This window comes from Azoarcus sp. TTM-91 (assembly GCF_012911025.1).
GTDB lineage: Bacteria > Pseudomonadota > Gammaproteobacteria > Burkholderiales > Rhodocyclaceae > Azoarcus.
Window position 1 is genome coordinate 26,021 of the sequence record NZ_WUEI01000009.1, and the last position, 15,823, is coordinate 41,843.

Genomic DNA, 15,823 nt, shown 5'->3' on the forward strand with positions numbered 1-15,823 from the left:
CCCGCGCGGCCAGGGCCGCAAGCCGCGGCCCCCCTTCATACCATCCGCCAGCCGGCTTGACCATATGGCGCCGGCCGCCGTGTTCGCGGTGACAGAATCCGCGCGCTCCGCCATCATTCGCCGCGATGTTTTCCCTCGCCTTCTCCAACCGCTTCGAGATCCTGCTCGACACCCTGCTCGACCGCCTCGCCGCCGAGCAGCCTGGCCCCTTCGGCGAACGCCACGTCGTCGTGCCCAGCAGCGCGCTGCGCCGGCGCATCGAGCTGGCGGTGGCCGAGCGCGAGGGCGTCTGCGTCAATCTGCGTTTCGACTACCTCGCCCAGTGGTTGTGGCGGCAGGTGGGCCGGCTGGTGCCGGTGCCGGAGCGCTCGCCCTTCTCGCCCGCGCTGCTGGCCTGGCGGCTCTATGGCCTGCTGGAAGAGGGCGGGCAGGATTGGATAGGCGCACATCCGCGGCTGGCGAACTACCTCGCCGGCGCCGATCCGGCGATGCGCTACGAGCTGGCCGGCCGTATCGCCCGGGTGATGGACCACTACCTCACCTATCGCCCGGAATGGCTGGAAGACTGGGCCGCCGGGCGCTCCACCCGGCTGATGGGCGCCACCGAGGCGGAGCGTGCGGACGAAGCCTGGCAGGCGGAGCTGTGGCGGCGCATCCACGCCGGCCTGGGTGTGCGGCGGGAGCATCCCACCGCCGTCTTCCTGCGCCAGATCGCGGCTATGGATGCCGACGGACTCGCCGCTCTCGGCCTGCCGGAAACCGTGCATGTGTTCGGCCTGCCGACGCTGCCGCCGCTCTACCTGGAGGTGCTGCGCCAGCTGGCGCGCCAGGTCGAGGTGCGGCTGTACACGCTGAACCCCTGCGGCGAGTTCTGGTTCGAGATCGTGGACCCGCGCCGCCTGTCCTGGCTGGCCTCGCGCCAGTCCGACATGTTCCACGAGACCGGCAACCGCCTGCTCGCCGCCTGGGGGCGGCAGACCCAGGCCCACATCGGCCTGTTGTTCGAGGGCGAGAACGAGGTGGTGGAAGACGCCCTCTTCCTGCCGCACCCGGCCGAACACCTGCTGGCGCAACTGCAGAACGCCATCCTGGTGCTGGACGAGCTGCCGCCCGGCGGCGTCGCCCTGGCCGCCGGCGACCGCAGCATCGAAGTGCATGTCTGCCACTCCCGCACCCGCGAGCTGGAGGTGCTGCAGGATCGCCTGCTCGGCCTGTTCAAGTCGCCCAACCCGCCGCGGCCGGACGAGATCGTGGTGCTGATGCCCGATCTGGACGCCACCGCGCCGCTCATCGAAGCGGTGTTCGGCACCGCGCCGCCGGCCCGCCGCATTCCCTGGCGCATCACCGGCCTTGGCCACACCCAGGACAACCCGGTGGCGCGGGTGCTGGACCTCGCCCTCACCCTGGCCGCCGGCCGCTTCCCCGCCAGCCGCCTGTTCGACCTGCTGCAGCAGCCAGCGGTGGCGCGCCGCTTCGAGCTGGAAGGCGCCGATCTGGAATCCATCCACGGCTGGCTGCGCGAAGCCGGCGTGCGCTGGGGGCTGGACGCCGCCCAGCGCGCAGGCCTGGGCCTGGGCGGCGACGCGGCGCACACCCTGGAGCACGGCCTGCACCGCCTCTTTCTCGCCTGGTCGGCGGGCGAGGCGGCGGACGCGGCGCCGCTGGCCGGCTACGTCGGCGCCGCCCATCCGGAAGGCGGCGCCGCGCTGGCGCTGGGCCGGCTGTGGCGCTACGCCCAGACCCTGGGCCATCTGCGCAGTCAGCTGCTGCAGCCGCAGGACGCGCCCGGCTGGCGCCGCCTGCTCAACGAGGCGCTGGACCGGCTGGTGGGCGACGCGCCCGACTGGGCCGAAGAGCTGCGCGAGGTGCGCGCCGCCATCGCCGCGCTCACCGAGGACATGGCCGCCGGCGAACTGCGCCAGGCCATCCCGCTGGCGGTGCTGCACCCGGCGCTGACGGCGGCGCTGGACGACCCCGCCCGCGGCGGCGTGCCCGGTGGCACCGTCACCTTCTCGGCGCTCTCCAGCCTGCGCAACCTGCCCTACCGGGTGGTCTGCGTCATCGGCCTGGACCGCAGCGCCTTCCCCGGCAGCGACCGCCCCGCCGAGTTCGACTTGATGGCGGCCCGGCCTCAAAAGGGCGACCGCCAGCGCCGCGACGACGACCGCAACCTTTTCCTCGACCTGGTGCTGGCGGCGCGCGACGTGCTGCACCTCTCCTACACCGGCCGCAGCGTGCGCGACGGTAGCGAGCTGCCGCCCTCGGTGCTGGTGGACGAGCTGCTGGACACCCTGGCCGAAGCCTGCGCCGACGATCCGCTGCAGCCGGATGCGCTGGCGGCGGCGCGCGCGCGCCTCACCGTAGTCCACCCGCTGCAGCCCTTCTCCGCCGACTACTTCCTGCCCGGCGCCGGCCAGGATCGCCGCCTCGCCAGCTACCAGGCCGAATACGCCGCCGCGCTCGCCGCCCGCCTGCGCGCGCCGCTGCAGGCGGCGGCCGGTGCTGACCCGGGCCTTGCGGATGAGGCGGGCGAGGACGACGTTTTCGCCGACGCCGCCGGCGCGCCCTTCTTCCCCCAGCCGCTGTCGCCGGCCGGCGAGGACTGGCGAGAGGTCGGGCTGGACCAGCTCATCCGCTTCTTCCGCCAGCCCTGCCGCTACTTGCTGCGCGAACGCCTCGGCCTGGAACTGCCGGAAGGCGACGAAGAACTGGCCGACGTGGAAGCCTTCCTGCCCGACTGGCCGGCGCGCCAGGCCCTGGCCGCGCGCCTGCTGCCGGTGCTGCTGGGCGAGCAGGCCGCCGCCACCGATCCCCTGGCGCTGGCCCGCGCCGGAGGCGAATACCCGGCGGGCGCCGCCGGCGAGGCCGAGCTGGCGCGCGAGGTGGAACGTCTGCGCCGCTTCGCCGCCGAAGTGGCGGAGCAGCGCCAGGGCGCGCCGTTGCCGGCCCATGTGCCGCGGCTGGATTTCACCCTGGGTGACGAAGACTGGCACCTCGCCGCCGCCTTCGGCGACCTGCGGCCGCAGGGCCAGGTACGCCACCGCTACGACGACACCCGGCCGGTGGATTACCTCGCCGGCTGGCTCTCCCACCTCGCCCTGTGCGCCGCGCCGCCGGCCGGCGTTGAACCGCAAACCCGGCTGGTGTCGCGCGACGGCCGCTGCCGCTACCGGCCGCTGCCGCCGGCGCAGGCGCGCCAGCACCTGGCCGAGCTGCTGGAACTGTATCGCCAGGGGCTGCAGCAGCCGTTGCCCTTCTATCCCAAGTCCGCCTGGGCGCTGGCCGCCCCCGGCGGCGGCTACGGCAAGGCGCTGGCGAAATGGACCGGCGGCAACCGCCCGGCCTACGGCGAGCGTGCCGACCCCGCCTACCGGCTGGCGCTGCGCGGCGTGGCCGATCCATTGGGCGGGCCCTTCCAGCACATCGCCCAGACGGTGCTGCAGCCCCTGCTGGCGGCGCTGGACGACCCGCGCCTGGGCTGAGGCGGCTGCCTTGGCGGCGATCCGCCAGCGGCCGCGCTCCTGGCTTCAGCTTCGCGCAAGCCTGCCCGTTTGGGGCGGTCGGCAATGGCGGCGGCATGGCCGCCTCTCCATACTGAGGTCATTTCATCCGCCCGAACCCCGTCTGGCCGTGCCGGCCCGCGCCCGGGGCGCGAACCTGGAGTCCTCCATGCGCTTCCTCCTGCTTTCGCCGTTTACCCGCGGTACGACTTCAAGCTGGATCGTCAAGGACGTGGTGGGTCACGAGGTCGACGTGGTGCCGGCCGGCTACGCCCACGACCGCTCGCGGCCGGTGTCCGGCCGCCAGGAGTGGGCGGACTACTACCGCCATGTGCGGGCGGCCCTGCGCCGCGCCGGCGGCGGCCGCGCGCAGGGCCTGATCACCGTCTTTCCCCAGCTTGCCGCGCTGGCCGGGTTGCTGAAACGGCTGCTGCTGCGCTCCGACCTCATGGTGGTGGCCTGGAGCTTCAACCTCGGCCGCACCTACGGCGGCCTCAAGGGCGCGGTGGCGCGCTTCGCGCTGGCCGGGGTGGACATGTTCGTCGTCCACTCGCGCGCCGAGATCCCGCTCTACAGCCGCTGGCTGGGGTTGCCGGAATCCCGCTTCCAGTTCGTGCCCTTGAGCGTGGCGCTGCCGGCGGAAGGCGAGGCGCCCGCCAGCGCGGACGAAGCGCCCGCCGGCCAGCAGCCCTTCATCCTCGCCCTCGGCACCGCCAACCGGGATTACGCCACCCTGGCGGCGGCGGTGGCCGGCACCGGCATTCCCACCCTGATCGTCGCCGGCGAGCACCGCACCCGCCACATCCAGGCGCCGCCAGAGGTGTGCTTCCGCAACGGGCTGGCACTGGACGAATGCCATCGCCTCGCCCGTGGCGCCCGTCTCAATCTCGTGCCGCTGCAGGATGCCGGCAACCCCTCCGGCCAGGTCACGCTGATCGAGGCCATGATGCGCGGCTGCGCGATCATCGCCACCCGCTGCGCCGGCACCGAGGACTATGTGGAGGATGGCGCCGACGCCCTGCTGGTGCCGGCGGGCGACGTCGCTGCCCTGCGCGTCGCCATCCTGTCGCTGTGGAACGACGACGCCCGCCGCGCCGAACTCGGCCGCCGCGCCCGCGAGCGGGCGCTCACCCACTACACCTTCGCCGCCGGCGGCCAGGCGCTGCAGGCCATCCTCGACGACTGCGCGCCCGCGGCCGTGCTGCAGCAGGTCTGAGCGCCCGCCGCAGCGCGGCCAGCGGGACGGCTTTCCGCTCCTCCCTGCACCGGGCTGCGGGAAACCGGCGGGCCCGCGTTGCCCGCCTGCTGACCCGGCAGGCGCATGAGGGAAGCCGGCGGCCGACCTCTCCGCTCGCCCCGCACAGGCCCGCCAAGGGACGCCGCCCGGGCGTCAAGCGCCACCGCCAGCGCCCGTTTCCGGCAAGCCGGGCGCCGGCGCCGCGCCGTCCATTGCCCGCCCCGCGCCCCGCCGCTACCATCCGCCGATGGCCGCCTCCACCGATCTCGACGTCTTCGCCTGCCCGCTAGACGGCATCCACCTCGTCGAAGCCTCCGCCGGCACCGGCAAGACCTGGAACATCTGCGGCCTCTACCTGCGCCTGCTGCTGGAACGCGGGCTGGCGGTCGAATCCCTGCTCGTCGTCACCTTCACCAAGGCCGCCACTGCCGAACTGTCCACCCGCATCCGCGACCGCATCGTCGACACCCTGCGGGTGCTGGACGGCGGCGAGGCCGGCGGCGATCCCTTCGTGCCGCAGCTGATCGCGCGGGTGGAGCAGACCGGCATCGCCCGCGCGGAAATGAGCAAGCGCCTGCGCCATGCGCTGCAGACCTTCGACGAAGCTGCCATCTTCACCATCCACAGCTTCTGCCAGCGTGCCCTGGCCGATTCGCCCTTTGCCGCCGGCCTGCCCTACGCGCTGCAGTTGTCGGAAGACGACAGCGCGCTGCGCCTTGAAGTGGCGCAGGACTTCTGGCGCCGCGCCATCATCGGCGGCGCGCTGCCGGCGGCGCTGGCCGATCTGTTGGCGCAGAACGGCGACTGCCCCGAAACCTGGGCGGAAACGCTGAAGGCCGACATGGCCAAGCCGCTGGCCGAACGGCGCTGGGATGCCGAAGTGCTGGCCACCGATCCCACCACCGCCGGCTCCGTGCTGGACGCCGCCGGCGCGGAGCTGGAACGGGCCTACGCCGAGGCGGCCGCCTGCTGGCAGGGTGATGGGGCCCAGGTGCTGGCGCTGGTGAATGACGCTGCCGCCAGCCTCAACAAGAACAGCTACAAGCCGGAGTCCGTCGCCCGCGCCCAGCGCCAGTGGGCGGACTGGTTCGCCGCCGGCGACGCCCGCGCGCCGCTGCCGGCGGACAAAGACAGCAAGCTCGGCCTGCTGTGCGCCGCCACCCTGGCGGACAAGACCAACAAGGGCGGCAGCACGCCCGGCCACGCCTTCTGCGACGCCGCCGATGCCCTGCTCGCCGCCCGCGCCGCGCTGGATGGCCAGCTGGAAAGCGCCCGCCTCGCCCTGCTGCGCGGCTTCCTCGACGAAGCCGCCGCCGAACTGCGCAGGCGCAAGCGCGAGCAGCGCCAGATCGCCTTCGACGACATCCTGTGGAACGCCTACGAGGCGCTTGCCGGCGGCCGCCAGCCCTGGCTCGCCGCCGCGCTGCACGCCCGCTTCCCGGCGGCGCTGATCGACGAGTTCCAGGATACCGACCCGCTGCAGTTCGCCATCTTCGACCGCATCTACCGCGGCGAGGGCCGCCACGGCAGCCTCTTCCTCGTCGGCGATCCCAAGCAGGCCATCTACAGTTTCCGCAGCGCCGACCTGCACACCTACCTCGCCGCCCGCGAGCGCGCCGACAGCCGCTACACCCTGCGCCGCAACCAGCGCTCGGCGCCGGCGCTGATCGAAGCCTGCAACCGCCTGTTCGGCGCCAACAGCCGGGTGTTCATGCTGCCGGGGCTGGACTACGAGCGGGTGGAAGCCGGCGAGCGTGCCCGCCCGCCGCTGGTGGACCTCACCGCCAGCGCCGGCCCGGCCGCGCTGCGGCTGTGGCGCATTCCCAAGGACGAAGCGCTGGAAGGCGAGGAGGGCGGCGACCGCTTGCCGCGCGGCGTCGCCCTGCAGCGCGCCGCCGCCGCCAGCGCCGCCGAGATCGCCCGCCTGCTCGCCGCCGCCGCGGCCGGCGAAGTCCGCATCGGCGAACGCCCGCTGGCGCCGGCCGACATCGCCGTGCTGGTGCGCAGCCACGGCCAGGGTGCGCGCATGCGCCAGGCGTTGGCGGCGGTGGGCGTGGGCAGCGTCGAGCTGTCCCAGGCCAGCGTGTTCCACACCGAAGACGCCGAAGAGCTGGAGCGCATCCTGCTCGCCATCGCCGAGCCGGCGCGCCAGCCGCGGGTGCTGGCCGCGCTGGCGGGCGCCGCCATGGGCCGCGATGCCGCCGCGCTCGCCCGCCTGGCCGGCGACGAAGCGGCGCTGCTGGACACCCTGGACCGCTTCGCCCGCTGGCGCGACACCTGGCTGTCGCGCGGCTTCGGCGTGATGCTGCGGCAATGGATGGCCGACGAGCGCGTCGCCGCCCGCCTGCTCGCCCGCGCCGATGGCGAACGCCGGCTCACCAACCTGATGCACCTGGCCGAACTGCTGCAGCAGGCCGCCGGCGAGGCCTCGCCGGAAGTGCTGCTGCGCACCCTGGCCAGCCGCCGCGCCGACAGCAGCGGCGGCGAGGCCGCCCAGCTGCGGCTGGAGTCCGACCGCAACCTGGTGCAGATCGTCACCATCCACCGTTCCAAGGGCCTGGAGTACGGCATCGTCTTCTGCCCCTTCCTGTTCGACGGCTACCCCGGCCGCGACGACGGCGGCGCCATGCGCGGCTGGCACGAGGACGACGGCCGGCTGGTGCTGGACTACCGCCGCCGCGCCACGCTGGCCGCCGAGGAGGACAAGGACATCCTCGCCCGCCAGAGGCTGGAGCGGCAGGCGGAAGACCTGCGCCTGGTCTACGTCGCCCTCACCCGCGCGGTGTATCGCTGCTACCTGGTGGTCGGTTGCTACGCCACCTTGTCCTTCGGCCGCCCCAGCTACAGCGAAAGCGGCCGCAGCCTGCTCAACTGGATGGTGGCCGGCGGCGGCCTGGACACCGCCGCCTGGCGCGAGCACAAGATGACGCCGGCCGAGATCGACGCCCGCTGGCGCCAGCTGGTGGCCGCCGCCCAGCGCGGTGGCGAACCCACCATGGCGCTGGCCGACCTGCCGGACGGCGCCGCGGTCGCCCTGCCGCCGCCGGACCACGGCGATGCCAGCCCGCGCGCGCTGCGGCCGCCGCCCATCCCCGCCGGCTGGCGCATCGGCAGCTTCAGCGCGCTGATCTTCGGTGCCACCCACGAACAGGCTGCGCAGGACCACGACGCCCGCACGTTGGCGCCGGAAGAGGGAGTAGGGGAAGAGGGTGGCGAAGGCTTGGAAGCCGCGCCCGCCATCGCCGCCGACGACATCCTGCGCTTCCCCCGCGGCCCGGCCGCCGGCGACTGCCTGCATGCGGTGTTCGAGCGCATCGACTTCACCGACGAGCGCGGCTGGGAGGCCGCCATCGCCACCGCGCTGCAAGCGCATCCGCAGCGCCTGACCGGCGTGGGCGACGAGGAGTCCGCCCGCCGGCTGCCGCGCATGCTGCGCCGCCTGCTGGCCGACGTCATCGCCGCGCCGCTGGGCGAGGGCCTGCAACTGGCGCAGCTGCCGCTGTCGCGCCGCCTCACCGAACTCGCCTTCCACCTGCCGGCGCCGGCGCTGGACGCCGCCGGTCTCAACCGCTGGCTGGCGGCCCAGGGCTACGGCGTGCCGCGGCTGGCCTTTGCCGGACTGGCCGGCTACCTCAAGGGCTTCATCGACCTGGTGTTCGAACACCAGGGCCGCTTCTACCTGCTGGACTGGAAGTCCAACCACCTCGGCGAACGCCCGCAGGACTACGCCGGCCCGCGGCTGGAGGCGGCCATGCAGGCCCACGGCTACCACCTGCAGCACCTGCTCTACACCGTCGCCCTGCACCGCCACCTCGGCCTCAGCCTGCCCGGCTACGACTACGAGCGCCATTTCGGCGGCACCCGCTACCTCTTCGTCCGCGGCGTACGGCCGGGCTGGGAGGTGGCCGGCCAGCCCGCCGGCGTCTACAGCCACCGGCCGGCGCTGGCGGTGGTGCAGGCGCTGGACGCCCTGCTGGCCGGCCGCCAGCCGGCGGAGCGCGGGCTGGGAGTGCTGGCATGAGCGCGTTCGTTCGCTTGAGCGCGGCAGGAGCGCCGAATGGCGTATCGCGCTACTTCCCTCGCCGGCGGCGTGAAGCGCTCCCGGCCTGCCGCACTGAAGGGGAGGCCGGCCGATGAGCGCCACCGTGCAATCCCTGGGCGGCGCCCTGCCGCTGGCTGGCGAGGCGCCGGCGCAGCGCGACCTCGCCCTCGGCTTCGCCCTGCATGTCGAAGCCTGGGCGCGGGCCGACGGCGCCCCGGCCGAGGTGCTGCCGGCGCTGCGCGACGCGGCGCTGCGGCTGACGCTGGCCAGCGCCCAGGGCCACGTCTGCCTGCCGTTGGCGGCCTTGACCGAAGAGAGCGAGAACCCGGCCGAGGCGGGCGGCGCGGAGGCGGTTGCCAGCCTGCGCGCGAAGCTGCTCGCCAGCGGCGTGGTCGCAGAGGCGGCGCCCGCGCTGCCCCCCGGCGCCCATCCGCTGGTGCTGGATGGCGGCGACCGCCTCTACCTGCGCCGTCATTTCGACCTCGAAAACCGCCTCGCCGGCCGTCTGCGCGGGCTGGCGCGGCCGGCGGCGCTGGCGGACGCCGCCGCGCTGCGGGAGCGCGTCGGCGCCTTGCTGGACAAGCTCTTTCCGCCCCGCGACGACGGCCTGCCGGATGGCCAGAAGCTGGCTGTCGCCCAGGCGCTGCTGAGCCGGCTGATGGTCATCTCCGGCGGCCCCGGCACCGGCAAGACCACTACCGTCGCCGCCCTGCTCGGCTGCCTGCTGACGGTGGAGCCGGCGCTGCGCATCGCGCTGGCCGCGCCCACCGGCAAAGCCGCCGCCCGCATGCTGGAAGCGCTGAGGGCGCGTGCCGCTGGCCTGCCGCCCAGGTTGCGCGGCAAGCTGCCGGAAGCGGCGCACACAGTGCATCGCCTGCTGGGCGTCACCCCGGAGCCCGGCCGCTTCCGCCACCATGCCGGCAATCCGCTGGCGGTGGACGTGCTGGTGGTGGACGAAGCCTCCATGCTGGATCTGGCACTGGCCGCCCGCCTGTTCGACGCGGTGCCGTCGGGCGCGCGGGTGATCCTGCTGGGCGACAAGGACCAGCTGGCGGCGGTGGAGGCCGGCGCGGTGTTCGCCGACCTCTCCGCTCGCCGGCTGCTGCGGCCGACGACTGCCGCCGCGCTGGAGACGCTGGCCGGCATGGCGGCGGAGGCCCCGCTTGCGGCCGGCAGCGGACCGGTGCCGGCGCTGGCCGACTGCGTCGCCTGGCTGAGCGAGAGCCGCCGCTTCAGCCGCGATTCCGGCATCGGCCGCCTGGCGGCGGACATCAACCAGGGCGAGGGCGAGCGCGCCCTGCTCTGGCTGCGCGCCAACGAGGATGACGCGGTGCGCTGGCTGGAGGACGCCGCCACCCAGCCGGCTGCCGCCACGTTGGCGCGGCTGGAGGCCGGCTATGTGCCCTACCTGGAAACCTTGAAGCAGACGCTGGCCGGCGAGGCGGACGTGACCGCGCTGTTCGCCGCCTTCGACCGCTTCCGCGTGCTGGCGGCGCTGCATGAAGGCCCGCGCGGGCTGGCGGCGCTGAACGCGCATCTCGCCCGCTGGCTGCGGGCTGCGCTGGGTGGCCATGCGCAGGACAGGGGCGCCGCCTCGCCCTGGTATCCCGGCCGGCCGGTGATCGTGCTGCGCAACGACGGCCTGCTCGGGCTCTACAACGGCGACGTCGGCCTGTGCCTGCCGGACGCGGACGGCGCGCTGGCGGTGCATTTCCCCGCCGCCGGCGGTGGTTTCCGCAGCGTGGCGCCGCTGCGCCTGCCCGCTCACGACACCGCCTTCGCCCTCACGGTGCACAAGAGCCAGGGTTCGGAATTCGAGGAGGTGGCGCTGTTGCTGCCGGCCAGGCCGTCGCCGGTGCTGAGCCGGGAGCTGCTTTACACCGGGGTTACCCGCGCCGCCCGCAAACTGCAGTTGATGGGCGCCGGCCCGGTGTTCGCCGCCGCCTGCGCCCAGCCGACGCGGCGTTGGTCGGGCCTGGCGGCACGGCTGGAGGAGCAGGGGGCATCCAGTTAAGCGGTCTGGCGGAGGGTTGAGGCGGCGGATGCCGTCGGCGGGCGAGGGTGGAGCGTCTGAGATCTTGCGGTTGCCGCTCGAGCTGGGCGCGCAAGGTAGAGGCTCTGCCCCGAGGCTGCGGGTTGCGAAGCGGTCCAGACAGGTGAAGCGGCTGATTCTGGCCCCCGCTCCCCGGCTTTCCCCCGCGAGAGGGAGGGCGCGTCCCGGGCGTCATCGCTCATCTCGGCGGCATTGCGGCTGACCGGCGCCGCTGGCCATTGCTACTTCGGCTTCCGCCGCCAGGGGATGGCCGTTCAGCTTACCCACGTCAGGCCACCCCTCACGCGGCCTCCGGCTTGTCCTTGGGCAGCGGCGTGTCCGGCACCACGCTCAGGCTGTGTTCCGCCAGGTGGCCGTGGGCTCTCTGCTTGTCCCGGTACATGTCGGCGTCGGCGCGGGCGACCAGCTCCTGCGGGTCGTGGTACTCGCCCGGGCCGCTCTGGGCGATGCCAACGCTGAAGCGGATGCCGCTCAGCCGCGGGTCCTTGGTTTCGTTCAGCCGGCGGCAGAAGCCGGAGCGCGCTTCGCTGGCGGTGCAGTTCGGCAGCACGATGCAGAACTCGTCGCCGCCGTAGCGGAAGCAGCTGTCCTCGCTGCGGCAGGCGGTGGCAAGGACCTCGCCCACGGCGCGCAGCACTTCGTCGCCGTGCTTGTGGCCTTCGCGGTCGTTGATCAGCTTGAAGTCGTCGATATCGAGGTAGACCACCGTCAGCGGCTCGTCGCGGCGCTCGGCGGCGCGCATGGCGCGGGTCACGGTTTCCTCGAAGAAGCGGCGGTTGAGCACGCCGGTGAGCGGATCGGTGCGCATCCACTCTTCCAGCTGGCGGGTGCGCAGGCTCACCTTTTCTTCCAGCGAGCGGGCGTACTGGTCAGACTTGTTCTTGGCGGTCTCGATCTCGGAGACCAGGCTGCGGATGTAGGTCTCGAACACCAGGGTGATGTCGAAGTAGAAGATCTTCTCCAGCGCCTTCAGCCGCTTGCGGATCACCTTGGCCTCTTCGCCGCTGCCTTCGATCACGTTGACCAGCAGCTCGCGCAGCATCTGCACCGCGGAGAGATAGAGCTTGGGTTCGACGCCGATGCGCTTGTGCACCATGCCGATGCGCAGGCGGTTGTTCACATACTCGATGTCATAGACGCCGCCGAAGAGGTCGAGGATGTAGCGGCGCTGCACGCTGCGAAGGCGGTCCAGGGTGTCGGCGTCGCCGATCAGCAGGGAGATCTCGGCGATGTTGGTCTGCACCTTGTAGAACTCGTCGACCAGGCAGTCGAGGTGTGCCTCCACCAGGGGGCGGCAGGCGAGCAGGGCGCCTACGTCCTCTTCGCCGAAAGCCAGCAGTTCCTTGCGGTGCTCGATATCGAACTCGCTGATGCGCATCTGTTCGAGCAGCGTCTGTTCGGTCTTCTTCACGCAGGCCTCCTCCGTGACGCCCCTGCCGGAGTCCGGGTCCGATGTTGCCGGGGTATTGGGTGGTCATCGTACGCCAAACGATTGGGCCTTGTTATGCGGACTCTGCCGGAATTGAGTCTCTGCGGAAAAAGTTGGCAGCCGGCGGACGGGGCCGCCTTGCAGGCAGCGCGCGGCGATTTCGGCATATTGCTTGCTTGTTTATATAACGAGGACCTCGGTCGTCGAGGAGTTGGCGAGGTCATGGCAGGCAGTAAAGGTAAAAAATCATAAAATATCAATTAACTGCGTCTTGAAGTGCAATCTTCAGCAGGGGTTTACGTAGTGTTGTATACAAATATTCATATAAAAGCCGGGGACAGGCGTCGGGTTCACGACAGCGGCGCGCAGCCCTGGTGGAAGCGCCTCCCTGCCGAATGGCGGGAGATGACGGTGCCGCCCTTGGCATTCGATGTATTCCGCGAGGATCAGCTGGAGGCCGAGCGGGTGTTCGGCTACGACGCCGACGGCGCTGCCTGCTATTACGCCCATCGCTACCAGTTGTGGGAGGTGCGCTCGGACGATGGCGAGGAGTTCTATGAGGCGCCCTCCTATGGCGAGGCGGTAACGGCCTGGCTGCTGAGGGACGAGCGCTGGCTGATCCATCGCATCGTCCGCGTCGGCGACCAGGGGGAGGGCCAGTCCTTCTACAGCTTCAGCGAGTCGATGCCGCGATGAAGGCGCATTTCACGCGGGGCAGGATGCCCGGCTGGCGCCGCTGGCTGCTGCTGTTCGGTCTGTGCCTGGGCGCATGGTGGGGAGCGCCGGCGCAGGCGGCGGAAACCCTGAAGGTGGCAGTGATAGGTGGGGTGAAGATGAGTGGCGTGTGGGATCGCCTTGCGCCGCGCCTGCAAGCCGCCACCGGCATACCGGTGCAGGTGGTTTCCGCGGCCAACAAGGATGGCGTGGTGCCGGATTTCGCCGCCGGCCGTGCCGACCTGCTGCTGATCCACGGTGGCCGGGAAACCTACGCGCTGGAAGGCGCCGGGCTGGTCGGCCGGCAGCGGGTATGGGGCTACAACGAGCATGTCGTGGTCGGCCCGGTGGAGGACCCCGCCGGGGTCAAGGGCGCGGCCGACGGCAGCGAAGCCTTCCGCCGCATCGAGAAGGTGCGGGCGCCTTTCGTCGCCGCCCGCAACCAGGGCAGCCACGAGATCGTGCAGCACCTTTGGGAGGCGATGGGCCTGCGACCGGCGGCCGACTGGGTGGTGCTGGACGACGCCGAACGGCCACAGCAGGTGCTGCAGCTGGCGGCGCAGCGGCGCGCCTATGTGGTGGTGGGCGCGTTGCCGGTGGCTTTCGGCAAGTTGCAGGGCGACGGCATGGCAGTGCTGGTGCGGGGCGATCCGCAGATGCGCCGCGCCTACGTGGCGGCGGAGCCCGGCCCCCGGCATCCGGCTTCGCCGGAGGCGCGGGCGGGGGCCGCCCGCGTGGCGGACTGGCTGGTCTCGCCCGCCGGTCAGCGCGCGCTGGCGGAAGCGGACCAGGAGGTCGGCGGGCCGTGGATACATGGTCTGCCATGGCGGGAAGGCGAGGGCGGATGAAGTGTTTGTGCAGGGACCGGGCGGTTTGAGAGGGCTGGTTCGGTGCGGTTCTGGTTTGCATGTGAAAAGGGCGGGGCAGCAGAGGCTGCCCCGCCCTTTTTGCCTTTTTTGCCAATCACGTTGAAGTTGAGCAAGGCTTGTCTGTGCTGCTCTGGGGGCAGGCGCAACGCTCTGGACGGAACCCTGTTGCTCCCCCTGGCGGGAGAGGGAAGTTCCGCGGGCCTTCAATGCAGCGGCCCCTGCGGGGCGCCTCCTGCGGCCCTGCCCCGCAAGGGGGAGGAAGTGCTCTGTTGCGGTGAGCGGCCGTTGCCGCCTTGGCTCCACACGGGTCGCAACGGCTCCATGAGTCTTGCAGGGTGCGTGAGGCCTGCCACTTCACTGGCAGCAGGCCTCGTCCCCTGACTCAAGCCACTTTCCCCCGCCTCATCCGGCTCGCCGCCGATCCGCGAAGTCGATGTTCACCACCCGTTGTCGTCGCTCCACCAGCGACCGGGCCACCTTGCTGGTCTGCGCGCTGGCGGGGGAGGCGGGCGCATAGCCGGTCAGTGCGCTCATGCCGGCCTGGGCTGCGGCCAGCAGTTCGTGCCATTCGCGGGCGAACTCGCTGAAGCGTTGGCGGCCTTCGGTGCTGAGCGGGTCGGTGGCCGAAGAGGCTTCGCCGTCGGTTTCGCCATGCCCCTTGCGCTGGGCCATCTCGGCGATGGCGACGTTGGAGAGCTCGTTGGTGAGCTTGAGCAGGCGGTCGCGCAGCGCGAGGCTGAGGGTGTTCACCCGCACCACCGTCTGCATGCTCAGCATTGTCGTCGCCTCGCCGGGCAGGTAGCCGCACTCCTGCCACTGGCAGGCCTCGCCGTCGGTGTTGGCGCCGGCTTCCTGCCAGGCGCTGGCGCAGTCGATCTGGCTCTCCCAGCTGAGGTCGTAGGTGGCTTCCAGGGGCGGCAGGAACTCGTTTTCGAGATTGCCCGTGCCATCGCCTGCGGGAATGGTCGCTCGCATCTTCTATCTCCTCTTCGCTGTGGATGTCGCTCCTGCATGCCTGCCGCAGTGAGTCGCACCCGTTGGTGTGGACCTGACCGGTGAACCGGCGGACTGTCGTTCCATCTTCAGCGTAGAAGATGACAGGGCAGCCTGCCGTTTTGCCGAATGGCGTCGACCGGGCCGCCTTGGGTGGGTTCCGGGGCGACCCGCGCGGGCGCCAGGCAGCGTTCAGCCGGCGGGCACGAAGGCGCTGCGGCCGCTGCCGGCCTGCAGCAGTTCGACGTCGACGCGATAGAGGCGACGAATGGCGGCCGGCGACAGCACGTCGGCCGGCGGGCCGTCGGCGTCGATGCGGCCTTCATGCAGCAGCGCGACCCGGGTGGCGCAGGCGAGGGCGTGGTCCGGGTGATGGGTGGTCTTGAGGATGGCGTAGCCGTCGGCGGCCAGGCGTTCGATGCGCTCCAGCAGCCGGATCTGGTGGCCGAAATCCAGGCCGGTCACCGGCTCGTCCATCACCAGGGTGCGGGCGCCCTGGGCCAGCGCGCGGGCGATGAGCGCGAGCTGGCGCTCGCCGCCGGAGAGTTCGGTGTAGGGGCGGGCGGCCAGGGCCTGGATGCCGAGCTGGGTGAGGGCCTCTTCCACCGCCTGCAGATCGGCGGCGGCGGGCGCGGAGAAGGGGCCGTGGTGGGGTAGCCGGCCCAGCGTTACGACCTGGCGCACGGTGTAGGGAAAGGGCGCGGCGTGCGCCTGCGGCACATAGGCGAGGTGGCGGGCGAGCTGGCGCGGCGAGTGGCCCGAGAGCGGCCTGCCATTCAGCCGCACCACGCCGGCGTCCGGCTTCAGCAGGCCGAGCAGGCAGCGCAGCAGCGTGGTTTTGCCGGCGCCGTTGGCGCCCAGCAGGGCGAGGATGTCGCCCGGCGCGAGCTGCAGGTCAACGCCATCCAGGATGACGCGGCGGCCGCGGTTGAAGCCCACGCCGGCGGCTTGCAGCATGGGGTTGGGGTTCTGTTCCATCATCGGCT

General features: G+C 72.2%; 9 protein-coding genes. 6 read left to right on the forward strand and 3 right to left on the reverse strand.

The genetic code is table 11. From position 1 onward, the window contains the following. The first annotated feature begins 125 nt into the window (after nt 1-125). The 4 genes from recC to recD all read left to right on the forward strand — a co-directional run bounded on the left by recC (nt 126) and on the right by recD (nt 10,793). Nucleotides 126-3,482 (forward strand): exodeoxyribonuclease V subunit gamma, encoded by a 3,357-nt coding sequence (recC, locus tag GRF61_RS04560; protein ID WP_169149527.1) that lies wholly within the window; start codon nt 126-128, stop codon nt 3,480-3,482. Between the two features lie 187 nt (nt 3,483-3,669). Then, on the forward strand, nt 3,670-4,716 hold the full coding sequence (locus GRF61_RS04565) for a glycosyltransferase family 4 protein (RefSeq protein ID WP_169149528.1): 1,047 nt from the start codon (nt 3,670-3,672) through the stop codon (nt 4,714-4,716). 268 nt (nt 4,717-4,984) lie between these two features. Then, on the forward strand, nt 4,985-8,758 hold the full coding sequence (recB, locus tag GRF61_RS04570; protein ID WP_169149529.1) for an exodeoxyribonuclease V subunit beta: 3,774 nt from the start codon (nt 4,985-4,987) through the stop codon (nt 8,756-8,758). A gap of 112 nt (nt 8,759-8,870) precedes the next feature. Continuing rightward, nucleotides 8,871-10,793 carry an exodeoxyribonuclease V subunit alpha gene (recD, locus tag GRF61_RS04575; protein WP_248281105.1) on the forward strand — a complete coding sequence of 641 codons (1,923 nt, stop codon included), beginning with the start codon at nt 8,871-8,873 and terminating at the stop codon, nt 10,791-10,793. Nucleotides 10,794-11,112: 319 nt separating this feature from the next. Here recD and GRF61_RS04580 read toward each other — a convergent pair whose 3' ends face one another. Then, entirely contained in the window at nt 11,113-12,243 is a 1,131-nt protein-coding gene (locus tag GRF61_RS04580) for a GGDEF domain-containing protein (protein ID WP_169149530.1), read from the reverse strand. Between the two features lie 438 nt (nt 12,244-12,681). On the opposite strand from GRF61_RS04580, the gene GRF61_RS04585 reads away from it, so the two are divergent. Further along, entirely contained in the window at nt 12,682-12,957 is a 276-nt protein-coding gene (locus GRF61_RS04585; RefSeq protein ID WP_169149531.1) for a hypothetical protein, read from the forward strand. Between the two features lie 23 nt (nt 12,958-12,980). After that, nucleotides 12,981-13,823: a tungsten ABC transporter permease gene (locus GRF61_RS04590; protein ID WP_169149532.1), complete on the forward strand. Its 843-nt coding sequence runs from the start codon at nt 12,981-12,983 to the stop codon at nt 13,821-13,823. A 423-nt stretch (nt 13,824-14,246) separates the two neighbouring features. Here the strand turns inward: GRF61_RS04590 and GRF61_RS04595 are convergent, their stop codons facing one another. Next, nucleotides 14,247-14,819: a hypothetical protein gene (locus tag GRF61_RS04595; protein ID WP_169149533.1), complete on the reverse strand. Its 573-nt coding sequence runs from the start codon at nt 14,817-14,819 to the stop codon at nt 14,247-14,249. A gap of 210 nt (nt 14,820-15,029) precedes the next feature. Then, entirely contained in the window at nt 15,030-15,818 is a 789-nt protein-coding gene (locus GRF61_RS04600; RefSeq protein WP_248281106.1) for an ABC transporter ATP-binding protein, read from the reverse strand. Nucleotides 15,819-15,823 lie beyond the last annotated feature (5 nt).